This is a genomic window from Kitasatospora sp. MBT63 (genome assembly GCF_000710465.2).
In the GTDB taxonomy this organism is placed as follows: Bacteria; Actinomycetota; Actinomycetes; order Streptomycetales; family Streptomycetaceae; genus Kitasatospora.
Genome location: NZ_JAIZ01000561.1, coordinates 1 through 1315, shown reverse-complemented (window position 1 = coordinate 1315; position 1315 = coordinate 1). Strand labels below are relative to the sequence as shown.

At 76.3% G+C, this 1315-nt stretch carries 1 protein-coding gene; it reads right to left on the bottom strand.

What is annotated here, in order from left to right; all coding sequences use genetic code 11:
• Positions 1–405: 405 nt before the first annotated feature.
• The coding region (locus AA75_RS29630) for an AAA family ATPase (RefSeq protein WP_149038446.1) at positions 406–1315 on the bottom strand (910 nt) is incomplete at its 5' end.

Below are 1315 nucleotides of genomic sequence, written 5' to 3'. Positions count from 1 at the left end.
CCGCCCCCGAGCCCCCCGAGGCCGGGGGCGGTCGCCGTCCGGCGCGGGCCGGGCCGTGTCCGACAGGTCCCGTCGGATCGGCGCGCGGCGTCGGGCGCCCGGCGGGGCGTGCCGGCGAAACCCCCTCGTACCGGGCCGTGCAGGGGCGAGTCGCCGGTGCGTCCGGCCGGGGGCGCCTCCCGGTCGGGGCCCGAAAGAGCACCGGGCGCCCGGCGGGGACTGCCGGACACGGCCCGGGGCGCGTCTGCAAAGCCCCGCCGGGTCCGCGACGCTCCCCAGCCTTCGGCCGGGAGGTACCCCCGGCTGGACGCACGCCCGGATCACCCGCGTACGGCCGGCCCGGTACGAGGGCGATTCCGGGCGCCCGACGCCGCGGCCTTGTCCGACGCGACTTCGCAAGCCGCCCTAGCCGCCGCCCCGGCCGTCGATCAGCTCGCCGTAGGCCTGGAGCAGGTCGGGCAGCCGCAGGGCCGCCAGGTCCTCCCGGCTGGGCAGTCCGCCCTGCGCGGACAGCCGCAGGTCCCGGTAGGCGCAGGACTTCTCGTACAGGGTCCGCACGAAGCGGCCGTTGCCGAGGTCGTCGATCCAGCCCTCGCCGACCACGTGGGCGCAGATCGAGGCCAGCTCCTCGCCGGCGTCCTGGTCCCAGCCGTCGCCGTCGGCGGCGGCCAGCGTGCGGCCGATCTCGGCCAGCTCGGCGGGCCGGTAGCTGGGGAAGTCGACCCGGGTGGTGAACCGGGAGTTGAGGCCGGGGTTGGCGGCCAGCAGCCGGTTCATCCCGGCCGGGTAGCCGGCCAGGATCACCACCAGCCGGTCGCGGTTGTCCTCGGCGCGCTTGAGCAGCACCTGCAGCGCCTCGTCGCCGTACGCGTCGCCCTTGGTGTAGCCCGAGTTGGACAGGCTGTAGGCCTCGTCGATGAACAGCACGCCGTCCAGCGCCGAGTCGATCAGCTCGTTGGCCTTGACGGCGGTCTGGCCGAGGAACTCGCCCACCAGGTCCGCCCGCTGCGCCTCGACCAGGTGGTCGCCGGAGAGCAGGCCGAGCGCGTGGAAGACCCGGCCGAGGATCCGGGCGACCGTGGTCTTGCCGGTGCCGGAGGGCCCGGAGAAGACGAAGTGACGTTTCGGCGGCTGTACCGGCAGCCCCTGGTCGGCCCGTAGCCGGGCCATCCGCAGCTGCGCCGACAACGCCCTGACCTGCCGCTTCACCGGATCCAGGCCCACCATCCGCTCCAGCGCGGCGAGCGCCTCGGCCAACTGGCCGTCGTCGCCCGCCGCCCCGCCCGCGCCGCGCGGGTACACCGCGCCGGCCGCC